Genomic DNA, 23,630 nt, shown 5'->3' on the forward strand with positions numbered 1-23,630 from the left:
TGACGCCGTGTCAGTGCGACTCGTTCACACCCGAGCCGTCCTCCTGGCCGTTGCCGTTCTGGTCCTGGCCGTTCTTGTCCTGGCCGTTGCCGGTCTCGTCCACGCCACCGTCGGCGTTCTCGTCGACACCACCGTTGGCCGCGGCATCGCCGCCGCCCTGGATGGCCTCACCCGTGTTGTCGTCGATGCCGTCACCGTTCTCGTCCACGGCACCGGCCTGGTCGCCGCCGCCCTGGATGGCCTCACCCGTGTTGTCGTCGATGCCATCGCCGTTCTCGTCCACGGCACCGGCCTGGTCGCCGCCGCCCTGGATGGCCTCACCCGTGTTGTCGTCGATGCCGTCGCCGTTCTCGTCCACGGCACCGGCGCCCGCTTCCTCACCACCGACCGCGTCACCGGCGCCGGCGCCGCCGTCGCCGAGCGTCGCGCCGACCGCCGCCAGAGCGGTGGTCACCGGCTGGAAGAACGTCTCGCCACCGGCGGTGCAGTCACCGCTGCCGCCCGACGTCAGGCCGATCGCCTGGCCGTCCTGGGTGAAGAGCGAGCCGCCGCTGTCGCCGGGCTCGGCGCAGACATCCGTCTGGATGAGGCCCGTGACGGTGCCCTCGGGGTAGTTCACGGTGGCGTCGAGGCCGAGGACCTGACCGTCGTTGAGGCCGGTGGTGCTGCCCATCCGGAAGACCTGCGTGCCGACCGTCGCCTCGGCGGCCTGGCTGATCGCGACGGTCTGCTGACCCGTGTTGACCTCGCTGGGCGCCTGCGTGTTGGGGTCGTCGTACTTCACGAGCGCGAAGTCGCCGTCACCGGGGAAGGTCGCCTGGTCGACGGTGGCGATCGGCTGGCCGTCCTCGGAGTCGGACCACTGCTCGGCCGCGACACCGCAGTGACCGGCCGTCAGGAAGGCCGGGGAGCCGTCGCCCGCCGTCACGTTGAAGCCGAGGGAACAGCGCGCCCCGCCGCCGAATATCGCGTCGCCGCCGGAGACGAGGGGCTTGAGGGTGCCGGCCGACTTCTTGATCGTCGCCATGCCCGAGCCGAGGGTCTTCACGGTCGAGTCGATCGTGTCCCACTTGCTGCCGGTGACCGTCGAGTCGGCGGTGACGAGAATCTTGTTCGTCTTGGGGTCGACGGCCCAGGAGGTGCCCGGGATGGTCGCCTTGGTCTTCAGCGTCTTCGCGGCCGCCTCGAGCTCGGCCGTGCTGTTCTCGACCTCGCGGACCTTGGCGCCCGCTTTCTCCGCCTGCACGACGACGTTGTTGTCGTCGCCGGAGACGTTCACGACGTTGACGACCAGCTGCTTGCCTGCGTCGTCGTAGTACGAACCGGCGAAGGCGTCACCGAGCAGCTTCTCGAGCTGGGACGCGAGGTCCGACGCGTCGCCCGCCTTCAGGGTCTTCACCGTGGCGGCGTCGTTGGAGCCGCCGTCCTGGGAGGCGTTGGCCTGGGGAAGCAGGATGGCCGCCGCTCCGAGCGCCGCCACACCGCCTGCCGCGATGATGGCCTTGCGCTTCGTAACTCGCTTGTGACTCAAAAAACTCGACCTCCTGGGGGACGGGGTCTGGCTGCCGGGTTCGGCAGCTCCGTACAGCGGCGCCTGGTTGGCCATCAGTACGCAGGGGTCGTGGGGTGCGTTCAATCGCGATTGCCAACTTCCTTTGCCAAACCGTGAATCGGCCATGACGCGGGTCCGGCCTCACAGCTGCGGGAACAATCGCCCATATGACGATGACGACCACCGAAGCCGACAAGATCCTTGCGGTCGGTTTCGCGCCCCGGGCGCTCACCCGGGGCGAGCCCTTCGAGGTCGCCGACGAGGACCGTCCTGCTTTGCGTCCTCCCTGGTCACGGCCACCGGCAGGGAGGGCGATGGCCTTTCGGGGCGGATGCCGACGGCGGCCGCGGGCAGCGCCGCCGCAGTCGCCGCGATGGCCGCGCGCGGGGTCCCGAACCCATGAAGACGGAGCGGGAGTGGACTTCGTTCCGGCGCACGGTGACCGATTCGGATGGCCTGATCCGATCGGTCCCGGCCCATCCGGGTCTCCACATCGCGATCGCAGACATGTGCGCCGGCTGTGAGCCGCCGGTCCGGACACCGCCGGACCGACACGGTGAGCATCGGCACCGCTACGCTCCGTGGAGATCGTCGAGCGGAATCCCCACTTCAGAGAATCTGCACATCGAATGCCCAAGCGGGTCACCGGAAGCGGGGGTTCTGCACAACTCGGCGGCGCCCGCCACGCCTTTGGGGCGGGAGTGTCGGATTCGCCGCGACGGCGCCGGACGCTCATCCGAGCAGATCCCGCCCGTCGTGTGAAGAAGTCGCCGACAAGCGGTGGGCGCGCCTGCACCGTTTGACTCTCCCGTGACACAAGTCCCCAGGTGAAGGCCCTGATTGATTCGCTGCGCCGACCGCGGACCTGCTTTGATCCATCGCACCGCAGGGTCACCGCGGTCTCCCCGAAACGGGTGTCCGGTGCCCGTGGTCGCGGCCGTCATCTGTCCCCAGAGGGGGCCGCTCCCCCTGATGAGATATCCATGTGAAGGGAAGTTCCACCATGAACTCCACCCCCCAGGTTCAGACCGCCGAGATCTCCGACGCCGAGCTGGACAACGTCTCCGGCGGTCTGTCCCTGAACGCGGTCGGCACCGTCACCGGCCTGGTGGACGGCATCGCCCCGGTTTCCGGCCTGGTGAACACGGCCGTCGGCACCGTCGAGGGTGTCACCGGCCTGAGCACGGCCCCGGTCACCAACCTGGTCGCCGGTCTCTGATCGCGCCCTTTGTGACTCCTTCGAGTCCCGGAGCCGTCACCCGGCTCCGGGACTCTTCGGTGCCCTGAACATCCCGAGGTAAGCCCCGTGCAGTTCCGCCAACAGGCCCTCGCCAAGCTCCAGTCGCCGGAGGAACTCGACCTGCCGGTGCGTTTCGCGCGCCCCCAGGGCTGGCTGGCGCTGGTCGTGACCGTGGTCGTCATGGCGGCCGCGTCCGTGTGGGCGGTGACCGGTTCGGTCGCCTCGACGGTGAGCGCGCCCGCCGTCCTCACCCACGGCGAGGGCAGCTACATCCTGCAGAGCCCCGCCGCGGGCCAGGTCACCGCCGTCCTGGCGAAGGAGGGCGAACGGCTCCGCGTCGGCTCGCCCGTGCTGAAGGTGCGTACGGCCGAGGGCGACGCCGTGGTGCGGACGGTCGCCGCAGGGCGGATCACCGCGCTGGCGGCCACCATCGGGCAGATCATCTCCACCGGCGCGAACGTCGCCGCCGTGGAGAAGGTCGCCGGCGCCGACGACCCGCTGTACGCCACGGTGTACGTCCCCGCGGAGAACGCCGCGGCCATTCCGTCGGACGCGGCTGTCGACCTGACCGTGCAGACCGTGCCGTCGCAGGAGTACGGCGTGCTGCGAGGCCATGTGAAGTCGGTGGACCGCGCGGCCCAGTCGGCGCAGGCGATCGCCGCGTTCCTCGGGGACAGCCAGTTGGGCGAGCAGTTCACGAAGGACGGCCGCCCGGTGGCGGTCCTGGTCCGCCTGGACAGGTCCTCGGCGACGAAGAGCGGCTACCGGTGGTCGTCCGCGGACGGGCCGCCGTTCGCCCTGACCTCCATGACCATGGCCACGGGCTCGATCCGGCTGGCCGACCGGCGTCCCGTCGATTGGCTGCTTCCGTGACCACCACCGAGCAGCCGCGGACCCGGCGGCGTGCCGCACCGCCCCGACGCACGGTTCCCAAGAGCCGGACGAAGACCGTCCGCACGCCCACCGTGCTCCAGATGGAGGCCGTGGAGTGCGGGGCGGCCTCGCTCGCCATGGTTCTCGGGCACTACGGCCGGCACATCCCGCTGGAGGAGCTGCGCATCGCGTGCGGTGTCTCCCGCGACGGCTCGCGGGCGAGCAACCTGCTGAAGGCCGCGCGCGGTTACGGCCTCACGGCCAAGGGCATGCAGATGGACCTGGCGGCCCTCGCCGGGGTGAAGTCGCCCGCGATCCTCTTCTGGGAGTTCAACCACTACGTCGTCTACGAGGGTCTGGGCCGTCGCTTCGGCCGCCGGGGCGTGTTCGTCAACGACCCCGGCAAGGGCCGGCGGTTCGTGCCGATGGAGGACTTCGACGGCAGCTTCACCGGTGTCGTGCTGGTGCTGGAGCCGGGTGAGGACTTCGAGCGGGGCGGGCGCAGACCGGGTGTGCTCGGCGCGATGCCGGCCCGGCTGCGAGGCACGGCGGGCACCCTGCCGGCGGCCGTGCTCGCGAGTCTGCTGCTGGTCCTGGTGGGCTCGGCCGTGCCGGCGCTCAGCCGGACCTACATCGACATGTTCCTGATAGGCCGACAGACCTCCCTGTTGGGCGTGCTGTTCGCCTCCATGGCCACGTGTGTCGCCCTCACGGTGGCCCTGACCTGGCTCCAGCAGGCCAACCTGCATCACGGCCGGATCATCTCCTCGACCCTCTCCAGCGCCCGCTTCCTCCGCCATCTGCTGCGGCTGCCCGTCACCTTCTTCTCCCAGCGCAGCCCGGCCGACCTGGTCCAGCGGCTCCAGTCGAACGACGCGGTCGCCGAGACGCTGGCCCGCGATCTGGCGTCGGCGGGCGTGGACGCGGTCGTCGTCCTCCTCTACGCCGTCCTGCTCTACACCTACGACCCCCAGTTGACCTATGTCGGCATCGGGGTGGCCCTGCTCAACATCGTCGCCATGCGGATCGTCATCCGGCTGCGGGCGACCCGGACGGCGAAACTGCGGGCGGACAACGCCCGGCTCACCAACACGGCCTACACCGGGCTGCAGTTGATCGAGACGATGAAGGCGACCGGCGGCGAGGAGGGCTATTTCCGCAAGTGGGCCGGGCAGCACGCCACCACGCTGGAGGAGCAGCAGCGGCTCGGCGTACCGAGCGCCTGGCTCGGCGTGGTCGCGCCGACGCTCGCCTCGCTGAACAGCGCGCTGATCCTGTGGATCGGCGGCATGCGGGCGATCGAGGGCCATATCTCGGTGGGTCTGCTCGTCGCCTTCCAGGCCCTGGTCACCCGCTTCACGGCCCCGCTGACCCGACTCAACGGGGTCGCGGGCCGGATCCAGGATTTCGCGGCGGACGTGGCCCGCCTGAAGGACGTGGAGAACTTCCGCGCCGACCCGCTCTACGACCGCCGCTCCGGAACCGACTCCACGCGCCGGCTGCACGGTCACGTCGAGCTGGAGAACATCACCTTCGGCTACAGCCCCCTGGACAAGCCGCTGCTCACCGGCTTCGACCTGACCGTCGGACCGGGGCAGCAGGTGGCGCTGGTCGGCGGCTCGGGCAGCGGCAAGTCGACGGTGTCCCGGCTGATCTCGGGCCTGTACACACCCTGGGAGGGCGTGATCCGCGTCGACGGGCAGCGGCTGGAGGACATCGCGCGCGGGGCGCTCGCCTCCTCCGTGTCCTTCGTCGACCAGGAGGTGTTCCTCTTCGAGGGCTCGGTGCGGGACAACGTGGCGCTGTGGGACCCGTCGATCCCGGACGACGCCGTCGTCGACGCGCTGCGGGACGCGGCGCTCTGGGACACGGTCCAGCGGCGGCCCGGGGGCATCCACAGCAGGGTTGAGCAGGACGGCCGCAACTTCTCGGGTGGTCAGCGCCAACGCCTGGAGATCGCACGGGCGTTGGTACGCCGGCCGAGCATCCTCGTGCTGGACGAGGTGACCAGCGCGCTGGACGCGGAGACCGAGCAGGTGGTGATGGACAACCTGCGCCGGCGCGGCTGTGCGTGCGTGGTGATCGCGCACCGGCTCAGCACGGTCCGCGACAGCGACGAGATCGTCGTACTCCAGCACGGCACCGTCGTGGAGCGCGGTCGGCACGAGGAACTGGTGGCGCGCGGCGGCTCGTACGCGGCGCTGGTCAGGGAGCGTTGAGATGACTGCGGTACCCGAAGGCGATGTCGTCCTCACCGCGCTGGGGCAGCTGGGCACGCGGATCGACTGCGCCGGCCTCGGCCGCCTCGACCTCGAGGGCCCGCAGGTGCTGTGGCTGGTCGCTTCGGGCGCGCTGGACCTGTTCGCGGTGGACGCCGAACAGCAGGGCCACTGGCACCACTTGGGTCGGCTGGAGGCGGGCGCCCTGCTGCTCGGTCCGGTCACCGGCCCCCACCACACGCTCGTCGCCCGCCCGTTGCGCGACTGCGTCGTGCACCGCGTCGGCCTGCGCGAGCTGTACCAGCCCGCGAACACCCAGACCTGGTCCTACGACGAGTACGGCAACCCCCAGTACGTGCCGCCGACTTCGAGCCCTCTGGAGTACGCGCTCGCCCTCGGCGTCGGCCGCGGTCTGTCGATCCTCTTCCAGGCCCCGATGGCCACCGAGCGGGCGGCGGAGATCCAGGACGACGACGTGTTCTGGATGCAGGTGCCGCCGGGCAGCGTGCAGTACGGCTCGCTGTACGGCGCGGAGGCGGCCGCCGACCTGCTGATGGATCCGGCGGTGTGGCAGAGCATGGTCGACCAGCAGTACCGGCTGCTGACCACGCTGGACCGCTGGATCGAGCAGTTGGAGCACACCCACGAGACCCGCACGGCCGCCGGGATCAAGGCCGGTGAGGCGGTTCGCGCCCAGGCGGACCGGACCCTGCTCGCGTCGATCGGCAAGAGCGGCAGAAGCGACCGGAACGGCGGCCGGAGCACGGACCGGCGCGCCACGGCCGCGGACGCCGACGCCACCTACGCGGCGTGCGCGCTCGTCGCCCGGGCCGCGGGGATCACCCTCGCCGAGCCCTCGCAGATGGGCGCCGACAGCGACCGGCTGGACCCGGTCGAGCGGGTCGCCCTCGCGTCACGGGTGCGCGCCCGGGCCGTACGTCTGGACGGCCGCTGGTGGCGGGACGACGTGGGGCCGCTGGTCGGGCACCGGGCCCTGTCCGGGGCGCCGGTCGCGCTGCTGTGGCGGCGTGGCGGCTACGTCGCCGTGCATCCCGCGACCGGGCGGGAGACCCCGGTCGAGAAGGCCAACGCGGAGGAGTTCGAGCCGCGGGCGGTCATGTTCTACCGCCCGCTGCCGGAGCGGAGCCTCGGCCCCCTCGGACTGCTGCGGTTCAGCATGCGGGGCGCGGCAGGGGACCTGACGAACCTGCTGCTCAGCGGGCTGGTGACGGTGGCGATCGGGGCGCTGGTGCCGATCGCCACCGGCAAGGTGCTCGGCGAGTACGTGCCGAAGGCCCAGCAGGGACTGATCGTGCAGGTGTGCCTGGCGGTGATGATCAGCAGCGTGGTGGCGGCGGCGTTCATGCTGCTCCAGAACCTGACCATGCTGCGCATGGAGGGCCGGATCGAGGCGACGCTCCAGCCGGCGGTGTGGGACCGGCTGCTCAGGCTGCCGACCAAGTTCTTCGCCGAGCGTTCCACGGGCGAGCTGGCGAGTGCCGCGATGGGCATCAGCGCGATCCGCCGGCTGCTGGCGGGCCTCGGTCCGTCGGTCGCGCAGTCCGTCACCGTCGGTGCGATGAACCTGGGGCTGCTGCTCTGGTACAGCGTGCCGATGGCCCTCGCCGCGATCGGCATGCTGGTCGTCATCGCGTCGGTGTTCCTGGCGCTCGGGCTGTGGCAGGTGCGCTGGCAGCGGCGGCTCGTGGTGCTCTCCAACAGGCTCAACAACCAGGCGTTCCAGACCCTGCGGGGACTGCCGAAGCTGCGCGTGGCGGCCGCCGAGAACTACGCGTACGCGGCCTGGGCGGCGCAGTTCGCGCGCAGCCGTGAGCTGCAGCAGCGCCTCGGCCGGATCAAGAACCTCAACACGGTGCTGGGTTCGGTGTATCTGCCGCTGTGTTCGCTGCTGATGTTCATGCTGCTGGCCGGTCCGGCGCGGGGTGCGCTGTCGGCGGCGGACTTCCTCACCTTCAACACGTCGATGACGATGCTGCTCACCTCGGTGACCTCGCTGACCGGCGCCTTCGTCTCGGCGGTGGCCGCGCTGCCGCTGTTCGAGGAGATCCGGCCGGTGCTGGAGGCGACGCCCGAGGTCCGTACCGCGAACACCCGTCCCGGCCGACTGACCGGAGCGCTCGAGGCCCGCCGTCTCTCCTTCCGCTACTCCGACGACGGCCCCCTCGTCCTCGACGACGTCTCCTTCGAGGTGCGGCCGGGCGAGTTCGTGGCGGTCGTCGGCCCGAGCGGCTGCGGGAAGTCGACGCTCCTGCGGCTGCTGATCGGCTTCGACAAGCCGGTCTCGGGCAGTGTGCTGTACGACGGCCAGGATCTGGCGGCCCTCGACCAGTCGGCCGTGCGGCGCCAGTGCGGGGTGGTGCTCCAGCACGCCCAGCCGTTCACCGGTTCGCTGCTGGACGTCATCTGCGGCACCGAGGCCTACACGCCGGAGGAGGCGATGGCGGCCGCCGAGATGGCGGGTCTCGCCGAGGACATCAGGCGCATGCCGATGGGGCTGCACACGATCGTCTCGGGCAGCGGGTCGGTCTCCGGCGGCCAGCGCCAGCGCCTGATGATCGCCCAGGCGTTGATCCGGCGGCCGCGCATCCTGTTCTTCGACGAGGCGACCAGCGCCCTCGACAACGAGACCCAGCGCACGGTCATCGAGAGCACCCGCAAACTCAACGCCACGCGGGTCGTCATCGCGCACCGTCTCTCGACGGTGCTGGACGCCGACCGGGTCGTCGTGATGGAGAACGGCAGGATCGCCCAGCAGGGCACGCCCGCCCAGCTCCTCGCGGACACGGGTGGGCGGCTGCACGAGCTGGTGCGGCGACAGCTGGCCTGAGACCCGCAGCCGCCCCCACTAACGAAACTTTGCCGTTTCGCTGAAACTGGTCTAGCCTCCAGGTGTACGAAACCGTTTCGTTTACGTGTTCTTTGCCCTCACGTCCCTGGAGTGGTTCCCCATGTCCCCGAAGACCTTGACGGACGGCGCCCGCACCGGCGCCGAACAGGGGCCGGACGCAGCATCCGCCAAGAAGTGGTGGATCCTCGCGGTCGTCGCCCTGGCCCAGCTGATGGTGGTGCTCGACGCCACCATCGTGAACATCGCCCTGCCCTCGGCCCAGGCCGACCTCGGCTTCTCCGACGGCAACCGGCAGTGGATCGTCACCGCGTACGCGCTGGCGTTCGCCTCCCTGCTGCTGCTCGGCGGCCGAATAGCCGACCTCTTCGGCCGCAAGACGGCGTTCCTGATCGGTGTCGTCGGCTTCGCCGCCGTCTCCGCCCTCGGCGGCGCCGCGACCAACTTCGAGATGCTGGTCACCGCCCGCGCGCTCCAGGGCGCCTTCGGCGCGCTCCTCGCACCGGCCGCGCTCTCGCTGCTGAACACCACGTTCACCGACGCCAAGGAACGCGCCAAGGCATTCAGCGTCTACGGCGCCATCGCCGGCGCGGGCGGCGCGGTGGGTCTGCTGCTCGGCGGCGTCCTGACCGACGCGCTCGACTGGCGCTGGACGCTCTATGTCAACGTGGCCATCGCCGTCGTCGCCTTCGTGGGCGGCTGGGTGCTGCTGTCCAACCACCGCGACGCCGAGAACTCCAAGCTCGACGTGCCCGGCACGGTCCTGGTCGCCGCCGGTCTGTTCTCCCTGGTGTACGGCTTCTCCAACGCCGAGACCCACGACTGGGACTCACCGCGTACCTGGGGCTTCCTGATCGCGGGCGGGGCACTGCTCACGGCCTTCGCCTGGTGGCAGACGCGCGCCGCGCACCCGCTGCTGCCACTGCGCATCCTCCTCGACCGCAACCGCGCGGCCTCCTTCTTCGCCGTGCTGATCTCCGGCGCCGGCATGTTCGGCGTGTTCCTCTTCCTCACCTACTACCTCCAGCTCAACCTGGGCTTCAGCCCGACGAAGACGGGTGTGGCGTTCCTGCCGATGGTCGGGGCGCTCATGGTGGCGGCGCAGATCGGCACGACGGCCCTGGTGCCGCGCCTGGGCCCGAAGGCCGTCATCCCGCTGGGCTTCGCCGTCGCCGCGGTGGGCATGGCCTGGCTGACCGGGATCGGCGTGGACTCCGACTACCTGAGCGCGGTGCTGCCGCAGCTGGTCATCATCGGTCTCGGCCTCGGCCTGGTCATGCCTCCCGCCATGCAGATGGCCACCGGCGGGGTCGCCGCCGAGGACGCGGGCGTGGCCTCCGCCACGGTCAACGCCATGCAGCAGGTGGGCGGTTCGATCGGCACCGCCCTGCTGAACACCCTGGCCGCGAGCGCCGCCGCCGACTACCTCGCGGGCAAGAACCCGGCGAACAAGCTGGTCCAGGCGCAGGCGACCATCGAGAGCTACACCACCGCCTTCTGGTGGTCGGCCGGCTTCTTCGCGGCGGGCGCGGTCATCGCGTTCGCGCTCTACCGCCGCGGGGTGCCGGAGCAGGACGCGGACGCGGCGCCGGTGGTCCACATGTGAGGCGTCCCGGCAAGAGCCGCACCGGGGAGAGGGGCCGCCGTCCACGAGGGACGGCGGCCCCTCTGTGCCGCGTCGGCGAAAAGCGCTGCGCATGGAGGTTTAGGCCTGGGTACTCGCGGTCCATGAGAATCAGCGTGCTGGATGTGGGTTCGAACACCGTGCGGCTGGTGGTGGCGGACGCGGCGGGCGGGGTCCCGCTGCCGGTGCACACGGCCAAATGGCGCTTGAGGCTGTCCGAGCAGGTCGCTCCGGGCGACCCCATCCCGGACGAGGCCGTGGAACGGCTCGTCCGAGCGGTCGCCGCGGCGGCCCGGACCGCGGACCGTTGGGGTGCGGCGGGCCCGCTCGCCTTCGCGACCGCCGTGGTGCGCTCGGCCCCCAACCGGCGCGAGGTGCTGCACGAGGTCCGAACCCGTACCGGCGTCGCGCTGTGCACCCTGCCGGGCGAGGTGGAGGCCGAGCTGACATTCCTCGGGGCCCGCCGCTGGATGGGCTGGCGCTGTGGGCCGCTCGCCCTGCTGGACATCGGGGGCGGTTCCTTCGAGGTGGCCTTCGGCCGGGGGCGGCTGCCGGACTTCGTGGCCTCACTGCCTCTGGGGGCGGGCCGGCTCACCCACGACTTCTTCGCCGACCACGACCCGCCGACCCCGGAACTCCTGCGCGCGGCCCGGCGCAGGATCCGCCACCAGCTCAGGGACGTGGCCGCCCGGGTCCGCTGGGAGGGACCGCGTACGGCGGTGGCCACCTCCCGCACCTTCCAGCAGCTCGGCCGGCTGTGCGGGGCCGCCCCCGGACGGCACGGCCCCTTCATGGACCGCACCCTGAACCGCCGCGACCTGCGCGAGGCCATCGACACCCTGGCCGCTGTGCCCACCGCCGAACGCGCCAGGCTGCCCGGCATCTCCGCGCCGCGCGCCGCGCAGAGCCTCGCCGGCGCGGTGATCGGGCACACGGCGATGAAGCTGACCGGGCTGACCACGGTCACCGTCTGTCCCTGGGCGATCCGCGAGGGCGTCATGCTGCGGCACATGGAGGACGGCCCGGCCTGGTGGGCGGAGGTCACCCGGCTCGCCGACGACGAGGAGGCGGCTGCCCCCGAGCCGGTGCCCCTGCGCCTCACGCAACACGGGTCCTGACCGCTGCCGCACCCCAGCCTGCCCCGCAACCGGAGCGACCGGCACGGCTCCACGCGGGCCACCTGGGTGCCCCCTCCACACACCGGGCGGCATGCGCCCCAGCCTCCTGCGACCACCGACCACCGACCACCGACCACCGACCACCGACCGAGCGGACCCCAGCGGAAGGAAACGCACCGTGCCCGACGACGACAAGCACTCCGAGACCGGTCAGGACCGTCCCCGTACCGCACTGGAGGAGGTCCTTCGGGAGATCGAGGACGCCGAGACCCGCGTCGACGACCCGGAGGGCGAGCGGCACCAGCGCAGGGGGGAGGCGGCCGACGCCCTCACCACCAACCGGCGCGCCCAGGAGGAGTCCCGGGGCGACTGAGCCGGCCGTCAGCGGCCGGTCGTCCGGCGCCCGGCGACCCCGAACAGGCCGGCGCCATGGTCCCGCCCCTCAGGTGCGCCCGGTCGTGACCGCGCTCGTCATCGAGGTGGTCGGGGGCCGGGTGGGCACGGCTCAAGGTGCCGTGGTGGTGGACCGGGCGCCGGTCGTCGACGTCGTGGACGGCCTCGTCGGCCACCTCGCGGACGAGGTCCGGGCCGACCCGGAGTACCCCGCGCGCGGGTACCCCGCGGGTGACCCGATGCCCGCGGGGTACCCGTCACGCATGGCACACGACTTCCAAGGGCCACGGCTGCCGGTCACCCGGGGCCCGGTCTCCGCGGCCGTCCACGGGTACCTCGCGGGCACGGGTCCGCTCCCGGCGGCCCGGACGGTCGCGTCGGCGTCCCCGTACGGCGACGACCTCCAGCTGGCTCTGTACCTCTGCTACGAACTGCACTACCGCGGTTTCGCCGGCGTGGCCCCGGACCATGAGTGGGACCCCGCTCTGCTGCGGGTCCGGGCCGCGCTGGAGCACCGCTTCCTGACCGCCCTGCGGGAGGACACACCGGTCCACGACTCCGTCGAGGACGCGCTCGCGGAGCTCCTCGTCGAACCCGTCGAGGGCACGGGCGTCAGCCACTTCCTCGCGGCCGAGGGCGAGTTGTGGCAGGTGCGCGAGTACGCGGCCCAACGCTCCCTGTACCACCTCAAGGAGGCGGACCCGCACGCGTGGGTGCTGCCGAGGCTGTGGGGCCGGGCCAAGGCGGCGATGGCGGCGGTGGAGTTCGACGAGTGGGGCGGCGGCCGCCCCGACCGCGTCCACGCGCGTCTGTTCGCGGACCTGATGACCGACCTGGGTCTGGACACCGCCTACGGCCGCTATCTGGACGCCGCGTGCGCCGAGACGCTGGCCACGGTCAACATGATGTCCCTCTTCGGCCTGCACCGGTCCCTCAGGGGCGCCCTGGTGGGCCATTTCGCGGCGGTCGAGATCACCTCCTCGCCCGGTTCCCGGCGGCTGGCCCAGGCGATGCGCCGCGTGGACGCCGGGCCCGCCGCCGCGCACTTCTACGACGAGCACGTCGAGGCGGACGCGGTCCACGAACAGGTCGTCCGCCATGACGTCATCGGCGGTCTGCTCGTCGAGGAACCGCACCTGGCTGCCGACATCGCGTTCGGCATCGACGCCACCGGATACCTGGAGGACCGCCTCGGCGCCCGCCTGCTGGCGGCCTGGCGTTCGGGCGAGTCCTCCCTGCGCACGCCGGTCACCGAACGGGAAGAAGCCAATATTTCGTGACAGGCGGGGTACTTGGTGCCCGTGAATCCCCTGGTACTCCCGGGCGTCTACGCCCCTCAGGAAGACACCGCCCTGCTGGCCGGGGCGCTGTCCGAAGAACCGTTGCCGCCGGGCGCCGACGTCCTCGACGTGGGGACCGGTACCGGCGCGCTGGCGCTCGCCGCGGCGCGGCGCGGCACACGGGTCACCGCGATCGACGTGTCCTGGCGGGCGGTGTACTCGGCCCGCCTCAACGCCTGGCGGGAACGGCTGCCGGTGCGGGTCCATCGCGGCAACCTCTTCACTCCGGTGCACGGGCGGTCGTTCGACCTGATCCTGACCAACCCGCCGTACGTGCCGGCGCCGACCGGCGACCGTACCGGGCGCGGACCGGCCCGGGCCTGGGACGGGGGCGGCGACGGACGGCTGTTGCTCGACCGGATCTGCATCGAGGCACCCCGGCTGCTGCGCCCCGGCGGAGTGCTGCTGATGGTGCACTCCGCGCTCAACGATCCCGCGAGCACCCTCTCGGTGCTGCGCGCCTCCGGCCTGAAGGCGTCCGTGACGCGACGTCATCGCATTCCCTTCGGCCCGGTCCTGCGCGAGCGGAAGGACTGGCTGCGGGAGCGGGGACTGCTGTCCGCCGACGACGAGAACGAGGAACTGGTGGTCGTCCGTGCCGAACTCCCCTGCTGACAGGCCCTGCCGGATCCGCGTCCAGCGCCGGGGACCCCTGCTGGTCGAGGGGCCGGTCGAGGTGGAACTGGAGGACGGCACGACGGTCTCCTCCGACCGCTTCCGGGTCGCCCTGTGCACCTGTCGGCGCAGCCGCCGCTATCCCTGGTGCGACACCAGTCACCGCGAGCGCTCCTGAAAGCCTTCCGCCCCGCCCTCCGGGGCGGTCTCCGGCATGTCGTTCAAGGCGTCCTCCTCGAAAGCCGTGTATCCGGAGGCCGGACGGGCAGCCCCACACCACCCGCCCGGCCTCCGTACGAGATCGCGCTGCTCCCGCGTCAGGGGCTCGCACTCCCCACTTCACGAGCCTCTCTCAGCGTGCACGGGACCACGCGATCCCGGTCTCAGAACGTGAAGAGGCTGCTCCCGGCAGCGTTCTTCACGCACTCGTTGGCGAAGGCGCGCTCGAAGGAGACGCGCTTGCCCTGCCATACGCCGTCGACGGTGACGACCACCGGGTCGTACTGCTTCGTGCACATGGCGTCGCCCTCTCCCGCCAGGACGTCGAGGTTCCCGCCGGCGGCGCGCAGTTCGGCGCAGGCGAGGGCGGCGGCCGGGTGGGTACCGGAGGGCTTCGGGGCGCAGTTCAGGGTCACGGCCCGGGCCGCGTCCACGGTGGCGGCGCTGTCTCCGTGGCCCACGGTCAGCACGAGCGCCGACGGGGCGTAGAGGGAGGTCGGCGCTGCGGCCGGGGCGGCGAGCGCGGACCCGGTGAGGGATCCGCAGACGGTGGCGGCCGTGAGGCCGAGGGTCGCTGCCCAGCGCGCGGTGTTCCGCATTGTGTGCATCCTTCCGCTCGATTCGGGGGTGTGCCGGCCGGCTCGATCGGTGCCGAACGCGACGAGCGCGAGTCTGCCGAGTCCGCCGCCGAATCTCACATCGACCCCATGTGTTTCAGTAACCTTGCGTATTGAATCAGTGGCGAGAAGTTACGGACTTCGAACGTTCCAACGCCGGAAGCAAGCGCTTCTTGATCCCTTCGGTCGGCTCGATGACCGGTTTCCATAGCTTCGTTAATCGGCCTGAAACATTCCGCTCGCTTCCCGATCTCACCCTCGAGCCCTCGAGCACCTGCCTCCGCGACCCCCCGCACAGGCCCCTCCGTTCCGCTCTCGGCGGACTTCTCCGCGACCCCTTGTGTTCATGTACCAGCGGAGTAATCGTCATTACATGATTACGACAGAGCAGAAAGAGAAGCTGAGGGGCTGGTTCGCGGGCCGCCTGCCCGACGACCTCTTCGAGGAGCTCGCCGAGGTGACAGCCGACCGCGAGGAGATCACCGTGGTCGGCCGCATCGCCGCTCCCCGCCTGGCCGAGGACGCCCCGGCCGCCGAGCGGGAGGCGGCCGTCACCGCCCGGATCCAGGAGTTCCGGGAGCGCACCCGGGAGACCCGGATGGCCGTGGCCCGCGACGCCGAGCACCGCTTCCGGCGGAAGGTGGCCTGGGGTGTGGTGTGCGACGGGGAGCGCGCGCTCTTCACCCACGTGGCCGCGCCCGTCATGACCCGGCTGCGACAGCCCGAACGCCAGGTCCTCGACACCCTGATCGCCGCGGGCGTGGCCCGCAGCCGCAGCGACGCGCTCGCCTGGTGCGTCCGCCTGGTCCAGCGCCACACCGACGACTGGCTCGGCGAGCTGCGTGACTCCCTCGAACACGTGCAGCGGGTGAGGGCCCAGGGGCCGGACGCGGACGCCGCCCCGAAGGACGCGGCGGACTCGTCCGCTTCCGACACGGAAGAAGGGTGAGCCGTCGTCCGCCGACCGGGGTGCTGCCGGGGCGGACCGCATCCCCCACACGGAGCACACCGCGCCCGGCTCCGTTCCGGCCCGCCTTCGGCGGCGCGAAGACCTTCTCCGTCGGAGGCCGAGCGCTGAACTCCGATCCGCTGAACCACCCCCACCGACCCGCCGGTATGGTCGCCCTGCGACGGCGACGCACGCTCGACTGCGGGACGGCGAAAGGCGGGACGTACGGATGGCGAAGCACTGGGCGGACTTCCAGTACGAGATCTATCTCAACGGGATGACGGGCGCGGTCCCCCGCCTGCCCACCGACCTGACCCGGCTCGAGGAACTCACCGAGCAGCGCCTCGGGCCGGGTCCGGTCGGCTATGTGGCGGGCAGTGCGGGGGACGGCAGCACGGCGCGGGCGAACCGCGCGGCCCTGGAGCGCCGCCGGATCGTGCCGCGCATGCTGCGGGACGTGCACGAGCGGGACCTCTCGGTCGAGGTGCTGGGGCGCGCCCTGCCCGCACCGCTCGCCCTCGCACCCGTCGGCGTGCTGTCGATCATGCATCCGGAGGCCGAGTCCGCGGCGGCCCGGGCGGCGGCGGCCCAGGGCGTGCCCTACATCCTGTCGTCGGCGTCGAGCACACCGATCGAGCAGGTGGCCGAGGCGATGGGGGACGCCGAGCGCTGGTTCCAGCTGTACTGGTCCAAGGACCGCGAGGTGACCCGCAGCTTTCTGCGGCGGGCGCGGACGAGCGGGTTCACGGTGCTCGTCGTCACCCTGGACACGCCGCTCCTCGCCTGGCGGCCCCGCGATCTCGACCAGGCCTATCTGCCGTTCCTGCACGGCGTCGGCACCGCCAACTACTTCACCGACCCGGCCTTCCTGGCGGGCCTGGCCAAGCCGGTGGACCAGGACCCGAACGCGGCCGTGCTGCACTTCGTCAGCCTGTTCGCGGACCCCGGCAAGACCTGGCCGGACCTGGCGTTCCTGCGGGAGAACTGGGACGGGCCCATCGTCCTCAAGGGCGTTCTGCACCCCGACGACGCCCGGCTCGCCGCCGACGCGGGGATGGACGGCGTGGTGGTCTCCAACCACGGGGGCCGGCAGGTCGCCGGTTCGGTCGCGGCCGCCGACGCGCTGCCCCTGGTGGCGCGAGCGGTCGGTGACCGGCTGACGGTGCTGTTCGACAGCGGGGTGCGCACCGGCGACGACGTCTTCAAGGCGCTCGCCCTCGGCGCGCGGGCGGTGCTGCTGGGCCGTCCCTATGTCTACGGTCTCGGCCTGGACGGTCAGTCGGGCGTCGAGCACGTGATCCGCTGCCTGCTCGCCGAGTTCGACCTCACCCTGGCCCTGTCCGGACACTCCGGCCCGGCCACCCCGGGCCCGGCGGACCTCGTCGAGACCGCGGGCTGACGGCCGACGGCCGCCGTGCGTTCCGGCACCCGCGCGAAGACCGGCGGGACCGCACCGCACGCGGCCACCCACCGCCACCGCACCCGGCTGGCGACCCCGGGCCCGGACCCACGGCCCGCAACTCGCCCCGCTACCGCTCTGCCGCGCCCGTACGCGCCCGACTGCCGACCCGGTGCCGAAGGACCTTCGGCACCGTACGCGGCGGCCACCCTTTGCCACGACACCCGCGCCCGAACGCCGACCGGGTCCTCCGCGCCGTACGCGGCAACCACCGCCCCCACGCCCGAATACCGGACCGGGGGCCGGGAGCATCTGCATCGCACGCGCCCGGACGACGCCGACGCGAGGCCGGAAACCTTTGGCACCGTATGCGGCCACCCGTCGCCGCCGCGCCGGCGACCGGCGGGCCTCGCGGGACCTTGGTGCGTCAGGCGGTGCCGTCCGCCAGGTCGATCGGTTGCGCCGACGGAGGTGCGTCCGTGCCGGTGACCGCGAGGGAGCCCGGGGTGGCGGAGGCGACGTCGGTGAGCCAGCGCTGGCCGGTGGTGTGGTCGCGGACCTTGACGACCACGTCGTCGCCCGGTTCCTCACCGGCCGACGCGAGGGCGAGCGCGTCGTCCCAGCGGGGCAGCAACTCGCCCTGGACGGTGAGGTCGTAGCGGACGTCGTCCGCGCGGGCGTCCGTGGTGTCCACGCACGCGCCGAGGATGACCACCCCGGCGTCCGCGTGGGAGTCGACGCACAGACCCGACTGGGCCACGCTGCGCAACTGGCCGTCGTCGTCGTACGACCACTGCTGGGTCGCGTCGGAGGAGCAGTCCGCCAGTTCGACGGCGGCGCCCGCCCTCGCCTCGCCCCGGATGTCCAGGCAGAGGTCGGCGGCGGCGTTGCGCAGCCTGGTCCGCCGGGGCGTGGTGGGCAGTTGGGCGGTGTCCGGGGCCGTCGGCGAGGCGGTGGCGGCCTGCGAGTCGATGCCGGGGACGCTGCCGCTGGTGGAGGCCGCCGGATCGGCGCCGCCGTCGTCCGACCACATGCCGGCGGCGAGCAGGGTGGTCAGCAGACCCGCCGAGGCCAGGCCTACGCCGGCGAACAGCGCGCGCGGTGAGCGGTTCTCCCCCGACGCCCGCCGGCGGGGCGAGGGGATGCGTGAGAGCAGGTTGCCGCCCCTGCCGTGCGAACCGCCACCGCGGTGCCGTGCGGAGCCCTTGAGACGTACGGTCGGCTGCTTTGCGCGGCCGGGGCGGGTGTCGTGGTAGCGGCGGGCGCCCCAGCCGAGCACCGCCTCGGCGAGCAGCACGCCGAGGCCGCTCTCGAAGTGGCCGAGTTGTTCGGCGGCGGCACGGCAGTAACGGCACTCGTCCAGGTGGCGCCGCACGTCGGGCAGGAGGTCGCCGCCGCGCCGGATGGGGACGTCGAGGAGCCGGTTGTAGAAGCGGCAGTCCTTGCTCGGCGCCAGTTCCCGGTGGGCGCGGACGACGCCCTCGCGGAGCTTGTCCCGGGCCTGTTCCAGGGCGCCGGTCACGGTCTCGGCGTCCATACCGAGCAGACCGGCGGCGACGATGACGTCCTCGGCCTCGACCTCCACGTGCCACAGGACGCAGCGGGCGACCGGCGGAAGGCCCTGGAACGAGCGTTCCGCCAGCACCCGGTTCTCCGGTATCAGGGACTTCGCGGCCCGCATCCCGCGGGCTCCGGCCGGCTTGCGCAGCACCGGAAGGACGCCGGACAGCCCCTCGTCGGCGGACCACAGCCGGGCCGTGTCGCGCACGTTCACCAGCAGCCGGGGTCGCAGCGCGGTGCCCGGCTCGCCCAGCTTGAGCCGGTCGAGGACCTGGTGGAAGGCGGCCGCGGTGACCATGGACGCGACGCTCCCGGAGGAGGCGAGGCAGATGACCGCGTACTCGTGCACCGGCCGCCAGTGCCGGGCGATCAGCAGTGCGGTGGACTGGGCGACCTCACTGTCCGCGCCACCGCGTATCCCCGCGGCGAGTGACTCGTCGGATTCTCCGGGACCTCCGCCCGGCGGAGGATAGGGCGGACGGGGAGGCTGGGGGGTGGGCACTGAGCGAGTTCCTTTGGTACGTACCTGTTCGGTGCGGCAGGGAGCGCTAATTCGCCTCCGCCGACGAACGCCGGGGGCCCGGCCATGACCCCCCGCACGGGTGGTTCACCTTTGCACAACTAAGTCGCGCACAACAAGGCGACAGCTGAAGCGGCGCTTTGTTGAAAGAATGTCGATAAGCGGGGCCGAACTCGCACCGGGCTCCGCGCATTTCGACAGCGCCTTTCGAAACCCTCCGGCGATCCGGGCCGAATCCGCCCATGCGCCCCGTGTGAACCACGCGCGCGCGGCGGGGCTCCGCACACCCTCCCGGCACACCGGCCCGCGCAGTTGGCTGGAAGCGGCCACTTCCTCGGAGGCCCCGCGCAGGACGGCGGCTCTCCTGCGCGAAACGGCCGCCGGCCTTGTTCCTCCCGCCCTCGGCCGGCGGCCCTGACCGCTTCGTCCGCACGTCTATATCTGCCAGGACCGCAGCCGGTCCGCGGCGCCGTACACGTCCGTCTTGCCGTCGAGCAGGTCCCGGGCGAGGTCGACGAGCGCGCCGTACGGCGGATCGATGCCGACCCCACTGGTGAACATGTACGCCACCGCCGTCGCACAGGCGAAGCGGGCGTTGGCCGCGGGCAGGGGCCTGAGCAGGGTCAGGGTGTGCAGCAGCGCGGCGGCCCGCCAGGCGGGGTCGGAGTCCACGCCGAGCTTGGGCGGATCGACCCGGTGCCGGGCGACGGCGGCGACCAGCGCCGAGAAGTCGTTGACGGTGGGCTGCTCCGGCAGGACCTCTTCGTGGCGCTGGAGCAGCCAGGGCACGTCGATATGGATGACGGATGCCATCGGTCAGGCGACCCGCCCCTCGCCCTGCACGGTGAGTTCGTCGTCGGGGAAGGCGGCGGCGAACTCGTCCGCGTGGGACGCGAAGAACCTGCGGAAGGCCTCCGCGCCCTCCTGGAGCGCCCGGTGCCGCGCGATGTCGGCCGCGGCCGCCTCCCGCACGAGTGCCTTCATCGACGTACCGCGTTCCTTGGCGATCTGCCGCAGGTCCTCCAGCTCGCGATCGCTGAATTCCACATTGAGGGCTGGCATGCCCTTCACGGTACCGCGTGGGTACTTACTCGTAAATATCCCCAGGTCAAACGGATGACCACGCGGTACCGGAGAGTGTCCGACCCTGCACGTTCCCGATCGAAAAGGCAGCTGTCGCTGATCCGCCGCACCCGATCCGCCGTCCCGGGTCCTGTATTCCGGGTCCGCTATCCCTGATCCGCCACGAAGGAGGCCAGCCGGGCCAGCGCCGCGTTCCAGTTGATCGCGGTCTCGTTGGTCGACCAGGACTGGATGTCGTCGATATAGCAGAACTGACCCACGCAGCCCTGGAGCTTGCCCTGCGCGTAGGGGTCCTGGATGCTCGAGTTCGCCCCGCCCGCGAGGGTCCCGCGCGGCGGGTCGGGCAGGTTCGGGTCCAGTTCGTGCGCGTACCAGCGGCTGTGCTGGCGGTGGGAGTTCACCTCTCCGTAGCCGGTGACGTAGGAGATGTTGAGCGCGTTGCGCCCGAGGACGTAGTCCATGCCCTGGACCGCCCCGGCACGGTACTTCGAGGCGCCGGTGAGGTCGTAGGCCGTGGCGATGACCACGGCGTTGTTGAGGACCTGGTGGCTGGAGCCCCAGTCGTAGCGGTTGCCGTCGGGGGCGTAGGGCATGCCGTACGGCTGTGCGGCCAGCGTGGCGAGGTAGGTGTCGGCGCCCCGCACGACCGAAGCGCGGACCTTGTCGCGGCCGGGCAGCCGGTTCGGGACGGTCGCGAGGTCGAGGCGGCCTGCGGCGGCGGTACGGGACCAGTCGAACCCGTTGGCGACGAAGACGTCCGCGGTGTGCGCCGGGGAGTTCAGCACCTGGTCGGCGAACCGCTTCTCCCCCGTGGTGAGATACAGCTCGGCGGCCGCCCAGTAGAACTCGTCGGTCGCGTCGTCGTCGTTGTAGGCGCCGCCGCCGATGCCGTCGTTCGGGTCCGCGTACACCTCGGGATGCGCGAGGGCCGCCGCGAAGGCCTTGCGCGCGGCGGTCAGCGCCTTCGCCGCGAAGGCCTTGTCGTAGGGACGGTACAGGCGGGCCGCCTGGGCGGCCGTCGCGGCCAGGTTGAGGGTCGCGGTGGTGGTCGGCGCGTGCAGTTCGCGCTTCTGCGGGTCGTCGCTCGGCAGCAGCGGCAGGCCGGTCCACTGCTCGTCGTGGATCTTGTGGTGGGCCATGCCGGCGAGCGGCTGCCCGTCCGGCACCTGCATCTTCAGCAGGAAGTCGAGTTCCCAGCGGGCCTCGTCGAGGATGTCCGGCACCTTGTTGCCGCTCTCGGGAAGCGCGAGCGTGCCGTCACCGAGGCCGGCCGGGTCGCCGGTGCGGGCGAGGAGGGAGCGCTCGTAGGTGCTCAGCAGCTCCCAGGTGGCGATGCCGCCGTTGACGACGTACTTGCCATGGTCTCCGGCGTCGTACCAGCCGCCCGTGACGTCGAGCGTGTAGTCGCACTCCCCGGCCCGGCACGGCACGGCCGAGTCGCCCTGGTTGGGGGCCACGTCCACATGGCCGGCCGCCCTGCCGTAGCCGGGCCGCAGGTCGTCCCGTATCGCGATGCCGCTGCGCTGCGTGTAGTAGTACTTCACCGAGTCCCGGCGCAACTGCTCGTAGGCGGCGGTGCCGATGTCGAAGGGGCGGCTGGTCTCGCCGTCGGCGACCAGCGTGAAGCCGCTGCCGCGCGTGCGGTAGCCGCCGAAGTCGATGGAGTGGACGTTCTGTCCGGAGGAGACGTCGAGGCCGCGCGGCACGCTCCAGCCGTGGGCGACCGTCGCCCCGGCGCCGTTCTTCAGCTGCCAGGGCAGCTTCGCGGTGGCATCGGTGACCAGGGTGGCGTTCTTCGGTCCGGCGGGCAGATAGGCGACCTGGTTGACGCGCACGCGTGGCCCGGTGTCGGGCTGGTACACCTCCGGCGGCACTCCGCCGAGCAACGACACGTCGTCCAGGCAGAACCGCCAGGGATCGGCGCTCCCGCCGACCTGGAAGGCGACCTGCCCCTGGGTGCTGTCGACCGGCGAGGTGAACGTGTACGTGTACGCGTCCCCCGACCCGTCCAGCACCGGGGTCGCCTCGTACCAGGTGTCGTACGGGGAGGCACCGAGCCCCACGATCGCCCGCACCACATGCCCCTCGGGCACTCCGGAGGCGCTGAAGGAGAACCGGTACGACGATCCCTTCACCAGGGTGATCGCGTCCTGACCGACGGCGGAGTCCCAGCGGTTGACGGTTCCGCCCGGCACGTCCGCGCACAGCCGTCCGTCGCTGAGCCCGGCGGTGACGTTGCTGGTCCACCACGGGTCGGCGGTCGTGCCGAAACCGCCGTTCCTGACCTGCTCGACCTCGTCGGCTCCGGCCTGCTGCGCGGGCAGCGCGGTGAGCGCCGCGCCCAGCAGCGCCGCGAGGGACAGCAGGGTGGTTCTGCGTCGTTTCACGTCCAGGCTCCTCGGGGAGTGCGGGACGCTCCATACGGGATCCGGGTGGCCATCCTGTGGGAGCGCTCCCAGAGCGGGGTCGCAGGACATGGTTGTTGGAGTCATGACACCCCGTCAACGGTCCGGACGAGATGGCTTCGGAGTCGTTGTCAGTGGTGCGTCCTAATGTGGAGCGTCGGAGTACCCATCACGTGGACGACAAGGAACCGGAGGTCTCCATGACCACCCTGCCCGACCGGCCGAACACCGCCCTGCTCGTGATCGACGTCCAGAAGGGCGTGGTGGCGGGCGCGCCCCGGCGCGACGAGGTGATCGCGAACATCGACACCCTGATCGACGCGGCCCGCGCGCAGGACGTGCCGGTCATCTGGGTGCAGCACTCCGACGACGGTCTCGAACGGGGCAGTGCGGAGTGGGAGTACGTCGAGGAACTGGTCCGCCTCGACGCCGAGCCCGTCGTCCACAAGAACTACCAGGACTCCTTCGAGGCCACCGAGTTGGAGTCGGTGCTGGCGGAGCGCGGGGTGGGCCGCGTCGTCGTCACGGGCGCGCAGACGGACGCGTGCATCCGCTCGACCCTGCACGGCGCCTTCGTGCGGGGATACGACGTGACACTGGTCGGCGACGCGCACACGACGGAGGATCTGAGCAAGTACGGCGCCCCGGCCCCGGAGCAGGTGGTGGCCCACACGAACCTGTACTGGTCGTACATCAGCGCGCCCGGGCGCCGCGCGGGCACGGTGGACACGGCGAAGGTGACGTTCGAGGCGGCCGACGCCGGCTGAGGCGGCGCCGGCGCAGCACCTCCCGGGCGGCGGCGGTGTCCCCGAAGCCGGGCACTTCGGGCCCGGCCCGGGCGGTCAGGGGCGGGCGATCCGGCCCGGGCGGGTCAGGGGCGGGCGGCCCGGCCCGGACGGTCAGGCGCAGGCCCGGGCGGACCGGGCCGGGGGACCCGGACACGGGGACCCGGACACGGGGACCCGGACACGGGGACCCGGACACGGGGACCCGGACACGGGGACCCGGACACGGGGACCCGGACACGGGGACCCGGAC

At 71.9% G+C, this 23,630-nt stretch carries 19 protein-coding genes; 13 read left to right on the forward strand and 6 right to left on the reverse strand.

Annotation, left to right across the window (positions count from 1 at the left end; translation table 11 throughout):
* Positions 1–10: 10 nt before the first annotated feature.
* Complete coding sequence (locus tag ACIPFH_RS14065; RefSeq protein WP_401826130.1) at positions 11–1,531, reverse strand: S1 family peptidase; 1,521 nt, start codon at positions 1,529–1,531, stop codon at positions 11–13.
* 1,024 nt (positions 1,532–2,555) lie between these two features.
* Between ACIPFH_RS14065 and ACIPFH_RS14070 the strand changes: the two genes are divergently transcribed.
* From ACIPFH_RS14070 to ACIPFH_RS14115, 10 genes are all read left to right on the forward strand, one after another.
* Positions 2,556–2,771 carry a type A2 lantipeptide gene (locus ACIPFH_RS14070; protein ID WP_356265697.1) on the forward strand — a complete coding sequence of 72 codons (216 nt, stop codon included), beginning with the start codon at positions 2,556–2,558 and terminating at the stop codon, positions 2,769–2,771.
* An 87-nt stretch (positions 2,772–2,858) separates the two neighbouring features.
* Positions 2,859–3,665, forward strand: coding sequence for an HlyD family efflux transporter periplasmic adaptor subunit (locus ACIPFH_RS14075; RefSeq protein ID WP_401826132.1), 807 nt, complete (start codon positions 2,859–2,861; stop codon positions 3,663–3,665).
* A gap of 101 nt (positions 3,666–3,766) precedes the next feature.
* Positions 3,767–5,884: an NHLP family bacteriocin export ABC transporter peptidase/permease/ATPase subunit gene (locus ACIPFH_RS14080; RefSeq protein ID WP_401826866.1), complete on the forward strand. Its 2,118-nt coding sequence runs from the start codon at positions 3,767–3,769 to the stop codon at positions 5,882–5,884.
* 1 nt (position 5,885) lies between these two features.
* Positions 5,886–8,732 (forward strand): NHLP bacteriocin export ABC transporter permease/ATPase subunit, encoded by a 2,847-nt coding sequence (locus ACIPFH_RS14085; protein WP_401826134.1) that lies wholly within the window; start codon positions 5,886–5,888, stop codon positions 8,730–8,732.
* Between the two features lie 121 nt (positions 8,733–8,853).
* Positions 8,854–10,356 (forward strand): MFS transporter, encoded by a 1,503-nt coding sequence (locus tag ACIPFH_RS14090; protein ID WP_401826136.1) that lies wholly within the window; start codon positions 8,854–8,856, stop codon positions 10,354–10,356.
* A gap of 122 nt (positions 10,357–10,478) precedes the next feature.
* Positions 10,479–11,492: a Ppx/GppA family phosphatase gene (locus ACIPFH_RS14095; RefSeq protein WP_401826138.1), complete on the forward strand. Its 1,014-nt coding sequence runs from the start codon at positions 10,479–10,481 to the stop codon at positions 11,490–11,492.
* A 178-nt stretch (positions 11,493–11,670) separates the two neighbouring features.
* Entirely contained in the window at positions 11,671–11,865 is a 195-nt protein-coding gene (locus tag ACIPFH_RS14100) for a hypothetical protein (protein ID WP_356262302.1), read from the forward strand.
* A 283-nt stretch (positions 11,866–12,148) separates the two neighbouring features.
* Positions 12,149–13,165 carry an iron-containing redox enzyme family protein gene (locus ACIPFH_RS14105; protein ID WP_401826869.1) on the forward strand — a complete coding sequence of 339 codons (1,017 nt, stop codon included), beginning with the start codon at positions 12,149–12,151 and terminating at the stop codon, positions 13,163–13,165.
* Positions 13,166–13,177: 12 nt separating this feature from the next.
* Complete coding sequence (locus ACIPFH_RS14110; RefSeq protein WP_401826140.1) at positions 13,178–13,840, forward strand: HemK2/MTQ2 family protein methyltransferase; 663 nt, start codon at positions 13,178–13,180, stop codon at positions 13,838–13,840.
* Positions 13,821–14,018, forward strand: a complete 198-nt coding sequence (locus ACIPFH_RS14115; protein ID WP_401826142.1) for a CDGSH iron-sulfur domain-containing protein — start codon at positions 13,821–13,823, stop codon at positions 14,016–14,018. Before ACIPFH_RS14110 ends, ACIPFH_RS14115 begins: the two co-directional genes overlap by 20 nt.
* Before the next feature lie 205 nt (positions 14,019–14,223).
* Here ACIPFH_RS14115 and ACIPFH_RS14120 read toward each other — a convergent pair whose 3' ends face one another.
* Positions 14,224–14,658 carry a protease inhibitor gene (locus ACIPFH_RS14120; RefSeq protein WP_401826145.1) on the reverse strand — a complete coding sequence of 145 codons (435 nt, stop codon included), beginning with the start codon at positions 14,656–14,658 and terminating at the stop codon, positions 14,224–14,226.
* A 391-nt stretch (positions 14,659–15,049) separates the two neighbouring features.
* Here ACIPFH_RS14120 and ACIPFH_RS14125 point away from each other — a divergent pair, with 391 nt between their 5' ends.
* Positions 15,050–15,625: a hypothetical protein gene (locus ACIPFH_RS14125; protein WP_401826146.1), complete on the forward strand. Its 576-nt coding sequence runs from the start codon at positions 15,050–15,052 to the stop codon at positions 15,623–15,625.
* Positions 15,626–15,854: 229 nt separating this feature from the next.
* A complete protein-coding gene (locus ACIPFH_RS14130; RefSeq protein ID WP_401826149.1) occupies positions 15,855–17,024 on the forward strand; it encodes a lactate 2-monooxygenase in 1,170 nt (389 codons plus the stop codon).
* Between the two features lie 427 nt (positions 17,025–17,451).
* On the opposite strand, the gene ACIPFH_RS14135 is transcribed toward ACIPFH_RS14130, so the two are convergent.
* From ACIPFH_RS14135 to ACIPFH_RS14150, 4 genes are all read right to left on the reverse strand, one after another.
* Positions 17,452–19,086, reverse strand: a complete 1,635-nt coding sequence (locus ACIPFH_RS14135) for an RICIN domain-containing protein (RefSeq protein WP_401826152.1) — start codon at positions 19,084–19,086, stop codon at positions 17,452–17,454.
* A 453-nt stretch (positions 19,087–19,539) separates the two neighbouring features.
* The gene (locus tag ACIPFH_RS14140) at positions 19,540–19,917 is read right to left on the reverse strand and encodes a toxin Doc (protein WP_328477117.1); all 378 of its coding nucleotides are present in this window, start codon (positions 19,915–19,917) and stop codon (positions 19,540–19,542) included.
* A 3-nt stretch (positions 19,918–19,920) separates the two neighbouring features.
* Positions 19,921–20,166: a hypothetical protein gene (locus ACIPFH_RS14145; protein WP_356262275.1), complete on the reverse strand. Its 246-nt coding sequence runs from the start codon at positions 20,164–20,166 to the stop codon at positions 19,921–19,923.
* A gap of 167 nt (positions 20,167–20,333) precedes the next feature.
* Positions 20,334–22,574: a glycoside hydrolase family 9 protein gene (locus ACIPFH_RS14150; protein WP_401826154.1), complete on the reverse strand. Its 2,241-nt coding sequence runs from the start codon at positions 22,572–22,574 to the stop codon at positions 20,334–20,336.
* A 218-nt stretch (positions 22,575–22,792) separates the two neighbouring features.
* Between ACIPFH_RS14150 and ACIPFH_RS14155 the strand changes: the two genes are divergently transcribed.
* Positions 22,793–23,359, forward strand: a complete 567-nt coding sequence (locus tag ACIPFH_RS14155; protein WP_401826872.1) for a cysteine hydrolase family protein — start codon at positions 22,793–22,795, stop codon at positions 23,357–23,359.
* The last annotated feature ends 271 nt before the right edge of the window (positions 23,360–23,630 follow it).

Source organism: Streptomyces sp. NPDC088157 (assembly GCF_044741545.1).
Lineage (GTDB): Bacteria > Actinomycetota > Actinomycetes > Streptomycetales > Streptomycetaceae > Streptomyces.

Excerpts from the sequence above, each read along its gene's own strand:
- ACIPFH_RS14070 (WP_356265697.1), top strand. The coding sequence starts at position 2,556 with ATGAACTCCACCCCCCAGGTTCAGACCGCCGAGATCTCCGACGCCGAG.
- ACIPFH_RS14155 (WP_401826872.1), top strand. The coding sequence starts at position 22,793 with ATGACCACCCTGCCCGACCGGCCGAACACCGCCCTGCTCGTGATCGAC.
- ACIPFH_RS14130 (WP_401826149.1), top strand. The coding sequence starts at position 15,855 with ATGGCGAAGCACTGGGCGGACTTCCAGTACGAGATCTATCTCAACGGG.
- ACIPFH_RS14080 (WP_401826866.1), top strand. The coding sequence starts at position 3,767 with ATGGAGGCCGTGGAGTGCGGGGCGGCCTCGCTCGCCATGGTTCTCGGG.
- ACIPFH_RS14085 (WP_401826134.1), top strand. The coding sequence starts at position 5,886 with ATGACTGCGGTACCCGAAGGCGATGTCGTCCTCACCGCGCTGGGGCAG.
- ACIPFH_RS14105 (WP_401826869.1), top strand. The coding sequence starts at position 12,149 with ATGGCACACGACTTCCAAGGGCCACGGCTGCCGGTCACCCGGGGCCCG.
- ACIPFH_RS14140 (WP_328477117.1), bottom strand. The coding sequence starts at position 19,917 with ATGGCATCCGTCATCCATATCGACGTGCCCTGGCTGCTCCAGCGCCAC.
- ACIPFH_RS14120 (WP_401826145.1), bottom strand. The coding sequence starts at position 14,658 with ATGCGGAACACCGCGCGCTGGGCAGCGACCCTCGGCCTCACGGCCGCC.
- ACIPFH_RS14090 (WP_401826136.1), top strand. The coding sequence starts at position 8,854 with ATGTCCCCGAAGACCTTGACGGACGGCGCCCGCACCGGCGCCGAACAG.
- ACIPFH_RS14095 (WP_401826138.1), top strand. The coding sequence starts at position 10,479 with ATGAGAATCAGCGTGCTGGATGTGGGTTCGAACACCGTGCGGCTGGTG.
- ACIPFH_RS14145 (WP_356262275.1), bottom strand. The coding sequence starts at position 20,166 with ATGCCAGCCCTCAATGTGGAATTCAGCGATCGCGAGCTGGAGGACCTG.
- ACIPFH_RS14125 (WP_401826146.1), top strand. The coding sequence starts at position 15,050 with ATGATTACGACAGAGCAGAAAGAGAAGCTGAGGGGCTGGTTCGCGGGC.